The sequence below is a fragment of the Croceitalea dokdonensis DOKDO 023 genome (genome assembly GCF_001306415.1).
Taxonomy (GTDB): Bacteria; Bacteroidota; Bacteroidia; order Flavobacteriales; family Flavobacteriaceae; genus Croceitalea; species Croceitalea dokdonensis.
This window is the reverse complement of the sequence record NZ_LDJX01000001.1, coordinates 1-16,585: the sequence shown is the minus strand read 5'-3', so window position 1 is coordinate 16,585 and position 16,585 is coordinate 1. Positions and strand designations below refer to the sequence as shown.

Sequence of the window (16,585 nt, the reverse complement as noted above, 5' to 3'; positions counted from 1 at the left end):
CCAAACGGCCCTCCTTTTTTCTCTTTCCCATAACAATTACTATTCTGGATTTCCTATATAGGGGAATTCCGTAGTGATCTCTGCGGTGAGTGAAACACCGTCGGAAGTCAATCTTGGAAGATCGGGAGTCCCGTCCATGTCTATATCCTGGCCACTAAAGCGATTTCCCTCTGTGCCCCCAAACAAAAGAATCAAAGAAATGTCTATAATATCATCCGTTAACCTTCTACCGGTCAAGGCCACCTCATCACCGTCCGGTACTAAAATTCTGCCGTCATTGTCCGAGTCGGTACCCGGATCAAAATACGTGGTAGGCAAATCCGGGGCAACCTGCAGCACGTCCGCGGCCAAAACGGTGGTCAATGTGGTGGCATCCAATCCTAGTATATTGTTTTCATAATTTACTGCTGCGGGATCTAGACCCAACTTCACGGCATAAACATCATGGTATTGTTCTAAGCGTGCCTCAAATGCAGGCTGGAAGCTGGAACCCATCTCAGAAGGTATGGCTCCATTATGTGCATCCTTGGTGGCACCATCAACACTCAAAACAGTGTTGATACCGGGTCTACCCATAAAATCTACCTGGGCATAGGTTCCGCTGAAATCCGGGTTTGTTCCCATGGCATCGCAGGGCATGCAGGACCCACCACAATCAATACCTGTTTCGTTCCCGTTCAATATACCATCCTCACAAGTGGGTATTTGGTCTACCATCATTCCATCATCATTATCGGTACAAGAAACCAAGGTAACCATGGTGAAAAGCGCTAAAAATGAATATGTTATCTTACTTTTTTGCATTTGTATTATTTTTTTGAATTAAAATCTATTGTTTTCTGTTTGTGGTTACCCATGTGTTGTAAACGGTAATTCCCAAGGCATTGGTTGCCGTTGGGGTCCCAAGCAGGCTATTGGGTATTTCAATGGCAATACTTAAAGTGTTTGCCCCGTCAAAAGTATCTTCTGCCTCACCACTGGGCAAAAAGCCCCTAGGAGCGGCATCCATTGCCGGGTTGATGACGGCATTGAATTGAAAAAAATCAAAAAAGAACGGGTCTTGCCTTGGGCCTGCAAAGAGCTTTACTCCCGCTGCTGTGGTCTCCACAATCGCCGTAGCATCGGAAATTTCCACATCCCCTAGCGCTGCATCCATTAATACTGGTCCGTTAAGTCCGGTCTGACCGGGAGTGGCCGGGCCAAAAAAAAACATTCTCCCATTTCTGGGAATGGCCTGGATTACGGTATCCTCTATCAAATCCCCATCCAGGTCAATGTTAATTTCGGTCAACACATCCTCGTCAAAGGTTCCGTAGGCCAGGTCTGGAAGTACGTTAGACTGTAGATCTACAATGAAGGTAGTTTCATTGGCCCCTTCTGTGGGCTCAAAAGCAAAATAATCCGCAATATCTGCAGAGGTGCCCATACTGCCCGGTGCGTCAATGTGGTCTGCGGCTACAAAAATGAGGGTAGCGACCACAATACTGCCAATCCCCATAAGGTACTTTGTTCTTTTTTTCATCTTACACTGTTTTAGTTATTTGTCCTTACCTACGGAACCCGATGGTAGAGGGTTTGGTTTTTGGTGTTAAAATTTAAAATAGGCCCACAACCTTTGCCCGATGGTATTTAACCCGTTGTTGTGTAGCCATTGTCTTTTAATTTATGTTTCTTTGATGTGTTAAATAAATTTCATGAATCCCTCTGCCCAAGGTTGGATTACCAAATTTGGTTCGCTCGTTAAAACGGAAAAAACGCCTTATGCCAACCATAAGGAGCTCTACCAGGAACTTCTGCAAAACGGATTTATTTATGGCATCCATTTAAATATTTCCGGTTTTATTCCATCGGAACATCAACTTTCTGAGGACGAAGTAGCAAAAATCAACTTGCTTACCGCACTTTATTTTGCTTACCATTTTGAAACCCAGAATTCAGATTTTGAAGTATTTGTGGAGACGGTATTTACTTATTACCAAAAAATGGAATTGGGAAGCATTTCTTTTCTTAGTAAGATTTTATCGGGCACCAAAACCGTTTCACAATTAGAAAAACTGTTGGATTCCAGAATTTACCTCAACGGTAACGTGTTTAACAAGGCCATAGGCAACAGTCTTACCAATTCACTGTTGTATGTAGATGTCCTGGTTTTTCAGGCCTATTTGCGCAAAACACCAAATCTGGAACAGCATGCCCGTATATTGGAGTATATTATCATTAACCTTGCGAACCACGCACTGTACTCCAAACAAGCCAAAGAAAACGACCTTAAGCTCATTCAGCTTTTGGAGGCCTCGTTGAGCTATGTAGACCATAGCAGCACCCGGTTTCAAGGCTCTTACCTGCAAATGATACCAGAAAACCTAAGCACACTTGAAAAAGACTATCTGTTGGATTTTGCCTGTTTGGCCGTTTGGGAAGATGCCCATATAGACCCAACGGAATCTGCCTTTATTGCCACGCTTTTAGGCCCATTGCAAAAGACCGAGATGGACGCCCAGACCGCTTTTAAAAACGTACAACAATTTTTTAAAAAAAATAGGGATAGCATCCCGTATTTAAAGGACACCAATCTGGCCTCAAAATTTTACGAGGGCATGACCAAAAATGTGGGCAAATTAATTTTAAGGAACAGCAAGCGGTTAAAAAAAGAACTTTCGGAAAGTAGGGAACTGGTTTCCCTTTTGGCAAAATCCACTATCAAGGACCTGGATGCGGAAGAGCGAAAAAAAATTCAGATGCAACTTATAGATATTTTTAAATCCATTCCATCATTGGCCATTTTTATGCTGCCCGGGGGTGCCGTTTTATTGCCTATATTCATCAAGCTCATTCCCAAATTACTTCCTTCCGCTTTTGATGACAACCGAGTGGAGGAATAGGCAAAAAACCCATCAAAAAATCCAGTATAAGAAAAAACTATTGAACTATCCATTTTACTTTAATCCAAATAGTTAAATACCCTTACTCCAACCAAAGCTTAAAATCTTTTACCCGTTCCCTACTTACGATGATTTCCTGCTCTTTATACTGGTTTAACTTAATTTGTAGCCGGGAATTGGTGTAGGAAATAATGTCTTTGATATGGTTGATGTTTACATAAAACTTTCTGCTTACCCTAAAGAACAATTTTGGCGAAAGCTCTTCTTCCAACTGCTCCAAGGTATGATCTAACAAATAATTTCTGCCATCCGTAGTAGCTGCATAGGTGCCTTTGTTTTCACTGTAAAAACATTCCACCTCATCTGCATTGATGATTTTTAGGTGCTGGCCCACCTTGGCGGTAAACCGTTTTTTGTATTCCCTTTCCAAGGGATTTACCAATAGTTTTTTAATGTCCTCAAAATCCACCGAAATAGGTTCCCTTTCCGTATGTATTTCACGGTATTGTTTTACCGCTTTTTCCAACTCCTCGTCGTCAATGGGCTTTAACAGATAATCAATGCTATTGAGCTTAAAGGCCTGCAGTGCATATTCATCATAAGCAGTGGTAAAAATAATGGCGCTTTTAACCTCAATGGTATCAAATATCTCAAAGGATAGCCCATCGGAAAGTTGAATGTCCAAAAAAATCAGATCTGGGTGCGGATTGTTCTGGAACCATTCAATGGATTCCTCCACGGAGTGCAACATGGTGGCCACGTTCACCTCTAATTCTGCCAGTAACCTTCCCAAACGCCTTGCAGCGGGTTTTTCGTCCTCAATAATTATAACCTTCATCTTAACTTTAGATTTATCTGTTGTTTTTTGCAGTACCGTTCAGAAAATTAAACCACGGCGATGGGCATTAGTTATCCAATCTATCCTTCTCCATAAACTCCTTAATCTTACGTTCTTCCCATTTGTCTCCGAAAAAAGGAAGCCAACCATAGGTTTTAGCGGCGTGCATCAGTAATCCTATGCCCCAAAAAAGCGGAATGGCAACAACGTTCCAGTCTATCCAGCTGATCAATTTATGGGTACTGGTGTTGTCAATGGCATTGCCCACAAAGCCCAAGCCTGTAAAACGTAAAAATAAGATGCCTATGTTCACCACCAAATAGGTCCGTAGGTGGTTATGGAATTTTTTAATACGTTTTACCTTTTTAATGGCCCTTGCCCTTCTCTGTTCCTTATCCATTAGAATTTTTTGGCCGCTTTATCCATTTCTTTCCGCTCCTTTTCCATAAAACGCGCTATCTGACGTTTTTCCCAGTCCTTTCCAAAAAAGGGATTGAACCTAAAGACCTTGGCCGCATGGAATAGTAGCCCAAGACCCCAAAAAGTGAACGTAAAAAAGTGCTCAAACCTCCAAAAACGATCCGCGTTGTAATTTACCTGTACCAGGATATTCCCCAAAATAAAGATATTGATTACCGTAAAAACGGCCGTATGAATATAAAAACCCTTAAGTTCTTCCATACGCTTTTTGGCGCGCGCCCTTTTAATGTCTGCTGTATTCTCCATGATTATTTCCATTTGGTGTTTGTTTGTTCTTTTTCCATATACTCCTTGATCTTGCGCTCCTCCCATTTTTTTCCAAAAAAGGGATTAAGGTTAAAGGTGCCCAGGGCGTGAAAGAAAACCCCAATTCCCCAGCCTAGGGCAGCCCAAAGGAACCATGGGTAACGCCACTCATCTATCCAGTAGTTTAACCCTGCCAAGCCAGCGATCACCAAAACATACGAGGTAAGGTTTACATAAAACTTGCGCAGTTGGTCTACCCGTTCCCGAGCTTTAAGGTATTTGGTATCCGTATTGTTTTTTTCCATGATGCGATTATTTAGTTGGTTCTTTAAATATACTATTTTGCTTACAGCCTATCCTCTTCCATGAATTGCTTTATTTTTCTTTCCTCCCAAGATTTGCCCCATAGTAGGTTTTGTCCAAATGCCCTTAGGCCATGACTTGCTAATCCCAAGCCCCAACCCAAGGCGGGAAATATAACCCATACAAAGCTGGTGGTACGGTAATTTAAATACGCTAAAAACCCTATGGTGATGCTATAGATGATCACATGCACATAAAAAGATTTGATTAGCTCTACGTGTTCTTTTGCCCTGTTGTACTGATACTCGTTTGTGTTTTCCATCGTTATCCTTTTTATTGATTGTTGTTTTAATTTGTATACCCCAAATCTCCCCTAATTCAAGGGGTTTTAAAAAAATGGATGACCCAATTGTTGTTTTTTGGGGATGGAATGTTGGTTGGTTGGTTGGTGGTTGTTGGTTGGTGGTTGGTGGTTGTTCGTTGATGGTTGTTCGTTGATGGTTGTTCGTTGGTGGTTGGTGGTTGGTGGTTGGTGGTTGGTGGTTCTTGGTTGACGGTTCTTGGTTGATGGTTGGTGGTTGATGGTTGTTCGTTGATGGTTGTTCGTTGATGGTTGATGATGGTGGTTGATGATGGTGGTTGATGATGGTGGTTGATACTCTGTTTACGCTTTAACTAAGGTTTGCATATATGGGATGTGATGAAAAAGTTAAGAAAAGAGAAAGCGATGCTGGAATAAACCCGTGCCGCTTTAAATGTTTTAGCTCACGTACTTTGTCCATTTTTCTTAAAAGGTGTTCGTGAAACATTCAAAAGAAAAAAGCGATAGAAATAAATCTACCGCCTTGAATGTTTGAGCTCACGTACTTTATACATTTTTTTCAAAGGAGTTCTTGAAACATTTAAGGAAAAGAAAAGCGATACTGGAATAAACCAGTACCGCTTTAAATATTTTAGCTCACGGTTTTTATTTGTTGTTCTTCAAAGAAGTTCGTGAAACATTAAAGTAAACAAAAAAGCCCCCGTAGAAAGGCGAGGGCGTCCTTAAATGTTTTCACAACGGAATAATCCTTATTGTGAATTGCTTTCAGTGCTGTAAAGATAAAAACTCTTTGGTAATAAAAAACTGACTTTTTTCATATTTTTAGAAAATAAGAGCGTGTAATTTCAACCGCTTACAAACTAACCATGGTACTATGAAACGAATTTTAGGATTGGATTTGGGCACCAACTCGATTGGGTGGGCATTAATAGAAAATGACTTCAACAGGAAAGAAGGCAAAATAGAAGCTTTGGGCAGCCGCATAATTCCAATGAGTCAAGACATACTCGGAAAATTTGATAGCGGTGTCACTGTATCCCAAACGGCAGCACGTACCAATTATAGAGGAATAAGACGTTTGTATCAGCGAGATAATTTACGCAGGGAACGTTTACATCGTGTTTTGAACATTCTTGGGTTTCTTCCCAAACATTATGCGGAAAGCATTGATTTTGAAGATCGCTTGGGGCAATTTAAACCTGAAACGGAAGTGAAATTACCTTACAGAAAGGATAGCGACGATAACTATCATTTCATCTTTCAAGAATCCTTCAATGAAATGGTCGAGGAGTTTCAATTTAAAAATCCGTCACTGTTTTATACCAAGGCTAATGGTGAGCAATCAAAAATACCCTATGATTGGACACTCTATTATCTGCGAAAAAAGGCACTTTCTAAAAAAATATCTAAAGAAGAGTTAGCTTGGATATTACTAAATTTTAACCAAAAGCGTGGGTATTACCAACTAAGGGGGGAGGAAGAAGCTGATTCCAAGGATAAGCTTGAAGAATACCATGCCCTTAAGGTTTCAGATGTGCAAGCTACTGAAGATACCAATGCCAAAGGGACCTGGTATAACGTTATTCTAGAAAATGGTTGGATTTATAGGAGGCAGAGCAAAGATTCGCTTTTTGATTGGAAGGGAAAAACTCGTGAATTTATTGTCACTACCAGTTTAGAGAAAGGCGGAGCGGTAAAAATAGATAAAGAAGGAAACGAAAAAAGAAGTTTTAGAGCTGTAGATTCCGAAAAAGATTGGATTGCCATTAAAAAGAAAACCGAAAATGACCTTGCCAATGCAGGAACTACGGTTGGAGTTTATATTTATGAAACATTGTTGAGAAATCCCGACCAAAAAATAAGGGGTAAACTTATCAAAACCATTGAAAGAAAATACTATCTAGAAGAACTCAAAGCTATACTTGCCAAACAAATACAAGAACATGCTGAGCTACAAAACCGTTCACTTTACAAGGATTGTATAGAGGAGCTTTACCAGGGTAATGAAGCGCATAAAAACAATATCAAAGAAAACGGATTTGATTATTTGTTTTTAGAGGATATTATCTTTTACCAAAGACCGTTGAAAAGTAAAAAATCCACTATTTCCAATTGCCCTTATGAATCGCGCGTTTTTATCAAGGATGGAAAAAAGGAAATCCAGCCGATCAAATGTATCTCCAAATCAAACCCTATTTATCAAGAATTCCGACTTTGGCAGTTTATTCATAATCTCAAAATATATGAAAAAGAAGCAATAGATGATGGAAAAACGGTCATAAACAAAGATGTTACAACTGAATTTTTAAACACTCAGGAAGCGTATGCGGCTCTTTTTGAATTTTTAAATGATAAAGCCGAAATTAGTCAGAATGCATTATTAAAATATTTTAAACTATCAACAAATACACATCGTTGGAATAATGTGGAGGATAAAAAGTATCCTTGCAACGAAACGCGGTCCGAATTCATAAAACGCCTTTCTAAAATGGACGGTATTGATTTGGGTAAAACACTCAGTCCAGCTTTTGAAAAATCCTTGTGGCACATCATTTATTCGGTCAAGGATAAAAAGCAATATGTAAGGGCTTTGGAAACTTTTGCCATGAAAAATGGTTTGGATATAAACCAATTCCGCGAAAATTTTGAAAAGTTTAAACCTTATGATAGTGCCTACGGGGCGTATTCGGAAAAAGCCCTGAAAAAGGTGTTGCCTTTAATTCGGAGAGGTACGTATTGGAAAAAAGACGCTATACCTGCTGCCGTTCAAGAACGTATCGTGAATATTATGAAACGGATAGAAAGCGTTGATTTTAATTTGGAAAAAATTGAAAACTTCGCCGATGACGACATCCCAAAACAATTGTTGAAAAGTTTCGCCAAAGGAAAAGACCCAATGCAAGGTCTGAATACATATCAAGCCTGTTATGCGGTTTATAACAGACATTCCGAAGTAAGCGATATACAATTATGGAAATCTCCAGAAGATATTACCAAATATTTGGATTCCTTTAAGCAGCATAGTTTACGAAACCCTATTGTAGAACAAGTTGTGATGGAAACGCTCAGGGTGGTACGGGATATTTGGCAATATTATGGCAATGGCGCAAAGGATTTCTTTAGTGAAATTCATGTGGAATTGGGTCGCGAAATGAAGAATGATAAAAAAACTCGTGAACGGATTTCAAAATCAATCACCGAAAATGAAAATACCAACGAACGCATCAAGAACATTTTAAAAGAATTGATGGGTGATGAAGCCCTTCAAGGCGATATCAGGCCTTATTCAAAAGGGCATCAAGATATTCTAAAATTATATGAAGAAGGCGTTTTTGCCAATGCACCAGAGACCTATAAGAATATTAAAATTGACGATATTGAAAAAATCCGTAAAAATAATTCTCCATCAAAATCGGATATTGTTAAGTATAAATTATGGTTGGAACAAGGCTATATTTCTCCCTACACGGGCAGTCCGATTCCGTTGAGCCGTTTATTCACTACCGATTATCAGATAGAACATATTATTCCCCGTTCACGGTATTTTGATGATTCTATGGGCAATAAAATTATCTGTGAAAGTGCCGTAAACGAGGAAAAGACTAACAAAACTGCTTACGAATTTATCAAAGAAAATGCAGGACGTATCATTGATTTAGGACAAGGAAAACAAGTGCCGCTTTTTGATTTAGAAGCTTATGAAAGTCATTGTAGGGGTTATTTTAAGGGGAATACCAAAAAATTAAAGTTTTTGTTAAGTGAAGATATTCCCGAAGGCTTCATTAACCGACAATTGAACGATAGCAGGTATATCAGCAAAGTAGTAACTAGCCTATTGAGCAATGTGGTACGCGAAGAAGGAGAGCAAGAAGCAACGTCTAAAAATTTAGTTCCCTTAGTGGGAACAATAACAAGTAAATTAAAAAAAGATTGGGGATTGGAAGCCATTTGGGATGATTTAATCGCACCTCGTTTTGAGCGCATGAACCAATTAACCAAGAGCACAGATTTCCGTAAAGAAGTAATAGATGGCCATGGTAACCGATATTTTATAAACACGGTACCCGATGACATAAAGAAAGGGTTTAGTAAAAAACGTATAGACCATCGCCACCATGCACTTGATGCTCTTGTTATTGCCTGTACTACAAAAGACCATGTGAATTACATCACATCCTTAAATACGCAAAGAAATAACCGTTCGCTTGTTTCTAAACTGAGGAAAATTGAGGAAAAGACCATTAAAGATAAAAGAACGGGGCAACCTAAAACGATAAAAATCGCAAAAGCCTATCATAAACCGTGGCCAAACTTCACAAAGGAGACTTTTGAAAAACTGTCGAAAACGGTTGTTAGTTTTAAGCAAAATCAACGCATTATTAATAAAACCAATAACAAAACTTGGGGCTGGGAGAAAGTTGATGGTGTTATGAAAAAAGTACTGAAAAAACAGGAAAAACGGAATTGGGCCATACGGAAGCCAATCCATAAAGAGACGTATTACGGAAAGGTTAAAGGGTTCGATTCACCAAAAGGAAAAATTACAACTGCTACTAGAAAGTCCTTGAGAGAAATTACAAACGAAAGACAACTAAATACAATAACGGATTCTGGTATAAAGAAAATTTTAAACAACCATTTGAAGACTTTTATTGATGAATCTGGTAAAATTAATTTTGAACCAGCATTTAATCAAGATGGTATCGACTTGTTAAATAAAAATATCCAACAATTAAATGAAGGAAAAAACCATCAACCCATTTATAAAGTCAGAATGTACACCCATAATACCATGTTTTCCGTAGGAGATGAAGGAAACAAATCTACTAAATATGTAATACCTGAAAGTGGTACGAATCTATTTTTTAATGTTTACTGGGATGAAGAAAATAATAAAAGAAATTTTGAAACAGTTCCTTTGAATCGAGTAATAGCTTTTCAAAAACAGACATCGCACATCCCAAGGAAAGATAGAACAGATGTGCCAATAGATAATACATTGGGCCGATTTCTTTTTACACTATCACCAGATGATTTGGTTTATTTGCCTACAGATGAAGAAAGTGAGTCTTTTACAACTTTTGAAATTGATAGTTTAAATAGCAAACAGGTAGCGAACATCTATAAATTTGTAGATGGGAGTGGAACCACGGGTAACTTTGTTCCTGCGGAAGCAGCGCGTGTCATAGCTAATATAAAAGATAAAAAAGTACGTTCTAATTTCTGTAAACGAAATAATTTATCAGATAAACAATTAATCAAAAATGAATTTGGTTTGGGAAGTCCACAACTCAAAAATCAAAATTCTTTAGATGGTAGGCAAATTAAATCAATATGCTGGAAATTGGAGATTAATAGGTTGGGTAAAATTATTAAAGTTATAAAATGATAAAACGCACCCTATTTTTTGGTAACCCCGCTTATCTGAGCACCAAAAATGAGCAGTTGGTGGTCAATTTTCCGGAGGAAGGGAAGAAGGAGGCTACCATCCCCATAGAGGACTTGGGCTATGTGGTCTTGGAAGACCCACAAATTACGATTACCAATGGTTTGATTCGAAAACTGGTACAGAACAAAACGGCCATTATTACCTGTGATGCCCAACACCTGCCCTGCTCCGTTTTGCAGCCGCTTGTTGGTCATAGCGAACAAACAGAGCGAATACGGCACCAACTGAATGCCAGTCTGCCCTTAAAAAAGAACCTATGGCAGCAGACCGTGGAGGCCAAAATAGACAACCAAGCCAACCACTTGTTACGCCGTGAAAAGAACGCCTTGAAACTAAAACGCTGGGCCAAAGCCGTAAAAAGTGGGGATACGGGTAACCACGAGGCAATCGCTGCAGCCGATTATTTTCAAAAACTTTTCGAGGAAGTCGAAGGGTTTAGCCGCAATCAGAAAGGCGTACCGCCCAATAATTTGCTCAATTATGGTTATGCTATTTTAAGGGCGGTCACGGCACGGGCATTGGTGAGCAGTGGTATGTTGCCCAGTGTTGGTATTTTTCATCGCAACAAATACAATGCCTTTTGTTTGGCCGATGATATCATGGAACCCTATCGCCCTTATGTAGATGCCGTAGTCTATGAAATGGTGGAAGCAGGAGGGAATATCAGCGAACTGAGCACCAATTTAAAATCGCAATTGTTGACCATCCCAGCCCTAGATGTTTTTTTAGATGGTAAATGGAGCCCTTTGATGGTGGCCATGAGTAGAACGACCAATAGTTTGTATGAATGTTTTTTGGGAAGCAGCAGAAAAATTTTATATCCAGAATTTCAGAAGGAATGGCAACCCGCTTAGATTATTGCGCTCAACAGCATAGGAATATTTATAGACTGAATTATGTCAGGTCGAGCGCAGTCGAGACCTGGATAATATGGAAAAGTCTGATTACTGTCAGGTCGAGCGTAGTCAAGACCTTAAATACAATGATAAGAATGAAAAGCTACTAGGTGTATATTTTGGAATGCAACGGTGGGCTACTGTATACCAGTGTGACCAACGATGTATGCAGAGGATTGGAAGAACACCAATTGGGTAGAAGTAAAAGCTGTTTTACCTATAAGCGAGGACCTTTAAAGTTATTGTGGTATGAAGTGTTCAAGGAGATTGAACAGGCCATATTCTTTGAAAAGAAAATTAAAAAGTGTAGTAGTAATAAAAAAAGGGCTTTAGCGGAAGGGGATGGTAACATGTTGCAAATTTTAGCCGAATACAGGAATACTAGCTATTTTAAATATAAGCCCTCAGGTCTCGACTTCAGTTTATATTGAACGTAGCCGAAAGGCTCAACCTGACAAAACTCGACTGCAATGGAACTGAAAAACCTGAATTGCTTTTGACGTAACAAGAGTATGAAACATAACCATTTTTCACGTCTAAACCAATACCGAAGCATGTGGGTACTTGTACTTTTTGATTTGCCGACCGAAACACGCAAAGACCGTAAAGCGGCCACCCGTTTTCGTAAAAATTTGTTGGACGATGGTTTTAATATGTTTCAATTCAGTATTTATCTGCGTTTTTGTGCCAGTAGGGAAAACGCAGCAGTACACATTAAACGTACCAAAATGAACCTACCCAAACACGGAAAGGTCTGCATCATGCAAATCACGGACAAGCAGTTTGGCATGATCGAGCTCTTTCACGGTCAAAAAGAGGTGGCCCCGGAAACACCCTCCCAACAATTGGAACTGTTTTGAGCATGAAGGAGCAAAATCTGCAATTACGCTTATTTAACGCAGCCTGTTACTGGCCGCCCAATTACGAAACCGTAAAGCAACTTTTGGCTCAAGGAGCGGATGTTAATGGTGTTTTGGAAGGGGAATCCATACTAGGCCGTCTTTTATGGGAGGGCCAAGATAATCCGTATCTCATGGAAATGATTGCCTTCTTATTGCAACAAGGCGCCGATCCCAATGTGGACACGGGGGAAGGCTTTAATTGTCTTTTTCGTGCCTTCCTGTTAAATAAGCCAAAGGTGGTGTCCCTGCTTTTAAATGGGGGCGCAGACCCCAACTGCATTTGCCAGGTAACGGGCGAATCCTTGTTGGATTGGGCCCTGGGCGAACAATTTTTTCTCACTACCATAGAAATTTCGGAAGAATACATTAAAAATCACGACGCCATCGTGGCCCTGCTCTTGGCCCACAATGCCAAAAGCAGCCGGGACCTGGGCTAGCCCTTTAAGGCCATCGCTGTTTTATAGCCGACTAGGGAATGTATAAGAAACAGGATATCACCCTTTACAGCAAGTATCCTGTGAATAATTCTTAACCCTTTGGCTTGCCTCAGGGCAGGAATTAAAGAACTGAAATCGAGTTTACGAGATTCAGCGAATACCATTAAAAATAACATAGACATGAGCTAAAGTTATGCTTTGGGTGCATTACTTTCTTTAGCATGCTAAAAACAGGATAGGAATGGTTACATTAGGCAAAATAATACATACTATCACTCATCCTAAAGCCACCCATAAGAAACAGGATACCAGCCCTTTACAGCAAATATCCTGTGAATAATTCTTAACCCTTCAGTTACGCTCAGGGCAGGAATTAAAGAATTGAAATCGAGTTTATGAGATTCAGCGAATACCGATAAAAATAACATGGACATGAGCTAAAGCAATGCTTTGGGAGCATTACTTCCTTTAGCATGCTAAAAACAACATAGGAATGGTTACATTAAGCAAAATAACACATACTATCACTCATCCTAATGCCATTCATAAGAAACAGGATGCCAGCCCTTTACAGCAAGTATCCTGTGAATAATCCTTAGCCCTTCGGCTACGCTCAGGGCAGGAATTAAAGAACTGAAATCGAGTTTACGAGATTCAGCGAATACCATTAAAAATAACATAGACATGAGCTAAAGCAATGATTTGGGAGCATTACTTTCTTTAGGATGCTAAAAACAAGATAGGAATGGTTACATTAGGCAAAACAATACATACTATCACTTATCCTAATGCCAAACATAAGAAACAGGATACCAGCTCTTTACAGCAAGTATCCTGTGAATAATCCCTAAAATTAAAGAACTGAAAGCAATTCACAACTGTCAAAGTCATAGGTCAGTTTGCCATCAACCTGTGAATAATCCCTAAAATTAAAGAACTGAAAGCAATTCACAACTGAATCTGAAGTATTAGTGATAGCACCGATCCTGTGAATAATCCCTAAAATTAAAGAACTGAAAGCAATTCACAACACGATAAGACTTAATTGAAATGGGTGAAGACCTGTGAATAATCCCTAAAATTAAAGAACTGAAAGCAATTCACAACGCCTACCTACTCCATCAAACGTGCAATTACCTGTGAATAATCCCTAAAATTAAAGAACTGAAAGCAATTCACAACTAAGGTGCTGAAACAAATCCAGACCTTGGCCCTGTGAATAATCCCTAAAATTAAAGAACTGAAAGCAATTCACAACTTTGAAAAGGAAATATCTAAATAGGATTGACCTGTGAATAATCCCTAAAATTAAAGAACTGAAAGCAATTCACAACTTACATTAAAGTCATTGGTAACGGTCTTTTCCTGTGAATAATCCCTAAAATTAAAGAACTGAAAGCAATTCACAACATTGGCTTAAAGACTATACAGCACCAAAAGCCTGTGAATAATCCCTAAAATTAAAGAACTGAAAGCAATTCACAACTTTATATACCGCGTTAGTTGTCCGTTGTGACCTGTGAATAATCCCTAAAATTAAAGAACTGAAAGCAATTCACAACCAGTCAACATTTAAAAAAGCATGAACACACCCTGTGAATAATCCCTAAAATTAAAGAACTGAAAGCAATTCACAACTATAGATTTAAAGATTACTTATATATTTTTCCTGTGAATAATCCCTAAAATTAAAGAACTGAAAGCAATTCACAACTAAAGGATTTGAAGTAATTAGTATCATAATCCTGTGAATAATCCCTAAAATTAAAGAACTGAAAGCAATTCACAACGGGGGTATGGGGTTGGAAAATCCCTAGAGTCCTGTGAATAATCCCTAAAATTAAAGAACTGAAAGCAATTCACAACCAAAAGGGTCACAATCAATAATCTCACCCCCTGTGAATAATCCCTAAAATTAAAGAACTGAAAGCAATTCACAACCCGATTGGGATTTTGAAATGATTAACGCCACCTGTGAATAATCCCTAAAATTAAAGAACTGAAAGCAATTCACAACAACAGATAAGTGGTCTGAGCGTTTAACCCACCTGTGAATAATCCCTAAAATTAAAGAACTGAAAGCAATTCACAACCGACCGTCCCGCCTGTCTGGGGGGATTGTACCTGTGAATAATCCCTAAAATTAAAGAACTGAAAGCAATTCACAACATTGAAGTGAAAACAAAAAAAGGGAGGTTGCCTGTGAATAATCCCTAAAATTAAAGAACTGAAAGCAATTCACAACAGAATCGTTCTAAATAATTATTTAATTTAGCCTGTGAATAATCCCTAAAATTAAAGAACTGAAAGCAATTCACAACAGCTACTACAGTTGTGCTTACATCTTTAGCCCTGTGAATAATCCCTAAAATTAAAGAACTGAAAGCAATTCACAACAATTCTTCTTGTAACATTTCAATTACTCTTCCTGTGAATAATCCCTAAAATTAAAGAACTGAAAGCAATTCACAACCATTATTATTTCGCTCAAAAACCACTTGGTCCTGTGAATAATCCCTAAAATTAAAGAACTGAAAGCAATTCACAACGCATCGTTTACGCCTCTGGAAGACCAGCGGCCTGTGAATAATCCCTAAAATTAAAGAACTGAAAGCAATTCACAACAACAGTTCCACGGTTTCCTCTGTTACCTTTCCTGTGAATAATCCCTAAAATTAAAGAACTGAAAGCAATTCACAACCAAGTGACAATGTCCTTTAAAGACTCTTGTCCTGTGAATAATCCCTAAAATTAAAGAACTGAAAGCAATTCACAACATAAACAGCGTCATGCAATGGGTGGCGGTCCCTGTGAATAATCCCTAAAATTAAAGAACTGAAAGCAATTCACAACTGTACTTGCATAAATAACAATTTTAAATAACCTGTGAATAATCCCTAAAATTAAAGAACTGAAAGCAATTCACAACTTGGGCTTCGTTCTCGTAGTTATCGAGCTTCCTGTGAATAATCCCTAAAATTAAAGAACTGAAAGCAATTCACAACCTGTCTTAATATAGTTACTGCAGTCTGCAGCCTGTGAATAATCCCTAAAATTAAAGAACTGAAAGCAATTCACAACTATATGCTCTCATTTTTGGCAAGGAAATGGCCTGTGAATAATCCCTAAAATTAAAGAACTGAAAGCAATTCACAACTAAGATTATAAAAGGATTTAAAACAGTTCCCCTGTGAATAATCCCTAAAATTAAAGAACTGAAAGCAATTCACAACTACTTATTTGCTCTTTAATGTGGTCTAAGACCTGTGAATAATCCCTAAAATTAAAGAACTGAAAGCAATTCACAACGCCATAGCCTTTAATGCCGCTGCGTGTATACCTGTGAATAATCCCTAAAATTAAAGAACTGAAAGCAATTCACAACCTAGTTTGCTTTAGTTTGGATATTTTTTGTCCTGTGAATAATCCCTAAAATTAAAGAACTGAAAGCAATTCACAACTTACCCTTTTAACGTATGCGCAGGATTTAACCTGTGAATAATCCCTAAAATTAAAGAACTGAAAGCAATTCACAACACAACCACCTCTGATAGGTAGTTGTTCAGCCTGTGAATAATCCCTAAAATTAAAGAACTGAAAGCAATTCACAACACATCATATACACCATTGACCGAAAGCTCGCCTGTGAATAATCCCTAAAATTAAAGAACTGAAAGCAATTCACAACGCCAAACTCATTGAACTTCCTAAAAGGGTCCCTGTGAATAATCCCTAAAATTAAAGAACTGAAAGCAATTCACAACGATGTTCTCGTCGTTTACTTTTACCATGGTCCTGTGAATAATCCCTAAAATTAAAGAACTGAAAGC

At 38.6% G+C, this 16,585-nt stretch carries 13 protein-coding genes and 1 CRISPR repeat array; of the genes, 6 read left to right on the top strand and 7 right to left on the bottom strand.

Going from position 1 to position 16,585, the window contains the following annotated elements:
- Positions 1-39 precede the first annotated feature (39 nt).
- Entirely contained in the window at positions 40-804 is a 765-nt protein-coding gene (locus I595_RS00065; protein ID WP_054557356.1) for a DUF4331 family protein, read from the bottom strand.
- A gap of 25 nt (positions 805-829) precedes the next feature.
- The gene (locus I595_RS00060; protein WP_054557355.1) at positions 830-1,522 is read right to left on the bottom strand and encodes a DUF4331 family protein; all 693 of its coding nucleotides are present in this window, start codon (positions 1,520-1,522) and stop codon (positions 830-832) included.
- A gap of 172 nt (positions 1,523-1,694) precedes the next feature.
- Here I595_RS00060 and I595_RS00055 point away from each other — a divergent pair, with 172 nt between their 5' ends.
- Positions 1,695-2,882: an LETM1-related biofilm-associated protein gene (locus I595_RS00055; RefSeq protein WP_054557354.1), complete on the top strand. Its 1,188-nt coding sequence runs from the start codon at positions 1,695-1,697 to the stop codon at positions 2,880-2,882.
- Between the two features lie 82 nt (positions 2,883-2,964).
- On the opposite strand, the gene I595_RS00050 is transcribed toward I595_RS00055, so the two are convergent.
- The 5 genes from I595_RS00050 to I595_RS00030 form a co-directional block, all read right to left on the bottom strand.
- On the bottom strand, positions 2,965-3,720 hold the full coding sequence (locus I595_RS00050; protein WP_054557353.1) for a LytR/AlgR family response regulator transcription factor: 756 nt from the start codon (positions 3,718-3,720) through the stop codon (positions 2,965-2,967).
- A 67-nt stretch (positions 3,721-3,787) separates the two neighbouring features.
- Positions 3,788-4,120 carry a 2TM domain-containing protein gene (locus tag I595_RS00045; protein ID WP_054557352.1) on the bottom strand — a complete coding sequence of 111 codons (333 nt, stop codon included), beginning with the start codon at positions 4,118-4,120 and terminating at the stop codon, positions 3,788-3,790.
- Positions 4,120-4,458, bottom strand: coding sequence for a 2TM domain-containing protein (locus I595_RS00040; protein WP_245628191.1), 339 nt, complete (start codon positions 4,456-4,458; stop codon positions 4,120-4,122). The genes I595_RS00045 and I595_RS00040 overlap by 1 nt, the downstream gene beginning before the upstream one ends.
- Positions 4,449-4,751 (bottom strand): 2TM domain-containing protein, encoded by a 303-nt coding sequence (locus tag I595_RS00035; protein WP_054557351.1) that lies wholly within the window; start codon positions 4,749-4,751, stop codon positions 4,449-4,451. The genes I595_RS00040 and I595_RS00035 overlap by 10 nt, the downstream gene beginning before the upstream one ends.
- Positions 4,752-4,792: 41 nt before the next feature.
- Positions 4,793-5,071: a 2TM domain-containing protein gene (locus I595_RS00030; RefSeq protein ID WP_054557350.1), complete on the bottom strand. Its 279-nt coding sequence runs from the start codon at positions 5,069-5,071 to the stop codon at positions 4,793-4,795.
- Between the two features lie 874 nt (positions 5,072-5,945).
- On the opposite strand from I595_RS00030, the gene cas9 reads away from it, so the two are divergent.
- From cas9 to I595_RS00005, 5 genes are all read left to right on the top strand, one after another.
- The gene (gene cas9 / locus I595_RS00025) at positions 5,946-10,460 is read left to right on the top strand and encodes a type II CRISPR RNA-guided endonuclease Cas9 (RefSeq protein ID WP_054557349.1); all 4,515 of its coding nucleotides are present in this window, start codon (positions 5,946-5,948) and stop codon (positions 10,458-10,460) included.
- Positions 10,457-11,374: a type II CRISPR-associated endonuclease Cas1 gene (gene cas1 / locus I595_RS00020; protein WP_054557348.1), complete on the top strand. Its 918-nt coding sequence runs from the start codon at positions 10,457-10,459 to the stop codon at positions 11,372-11,374. Before cas9 ends, cas1 begins: the two co-directional genes overlap by 4 nt.
- A 152-nt stretch (positions 11,375-11,526) precedes the next feature.
- Positions 11,527-11,847, top strand: a complete 321-nt coding sequence (locus tag I595_RS00015; RefSeq protein WP_245628190.1) for a GIY-YIG nuclease family protein — start codon at positions 11,527-11,529, stop codon at positions 11,845-11,847.
- A gap of 123 nt (positions 11,848-11,970) precedes the next feature.
- Positions 11,971-12,276 (top strand): CRISPR-associated endonuclease Cas2, encoded by a 306-nt coding sequence (cas2, locus tag I595_RS00010; RefSeq protein WP_417926335.1) that lies wholly within the window; start codon positions 11,971-11,973, stop codon positions 12,274-12,276.
- A gap of 2 nt (positions 12,277-12,278) precedes the next feature.
- The gene (locus I595_RS00005; RefSeq protein ID WP_054557346.1) at positions 12,279-12,755 is read left to right on the top strand and encodes an ankyrin repeat domain-containing protein; all 477 of its coding nucleotides are present in this window, start codon (positions 12,279-12,281) and stop codon (positions 12,753-12,755) included.
- Positions 12,756-13,588: 833 nt separating this feature from the next.
- Positions 13,589-16,519: a CRISPR direct-repeat array (repeat unit 46 nt; unit sequence CCTGTGAATAATCCCTAAAATTAAAGAACTGAAAGCAATTCACAAC).
- Positions 16,520-16,585: the final 66 nt, after the last annotated feature.